The organism is Photobacterium sp. R1 (assembly GCF_054600795.1).
Map to the genome: position 1 here is coordinate 1 of NZ_BAAHZP010000904.1, position 241 is coordinate 241.

Consider the following 241-nt stretch of genomic DNA (forward strand, 5'->3'; position numbering starts at 1 on the left):
ATACGCAATGTCGTCGGCAAGTTCCATAATGGAGCAGTCCAAAGACTTAAAGCGTGTTTTGAGGTGTTGAGTGGGGGATTGCCGCGGGTTGCGCATCATACCGAACAGTTCTCTGTCGTGTTCTGGCAGGCCAGACAGCACCCACTCAAAGGTATCTTTATCGTCGCGGTAAATGCCCTTGGCAGGCTGCCAGTCTTTGGCGCGCAAATGCCGGAAGTCGCTGACGTCAGGCGGTTGCTCT

General features: G+C 54.4%; 1 pseudogene. It reads right to left on the reverse strand.

The features are described from left to right. Window positions 1–241: pseudogene (locus ACYP03_RS27685) on the reverse strand (anti-phage deoxyguanosine triphosphatase); the annotation flags it as partial.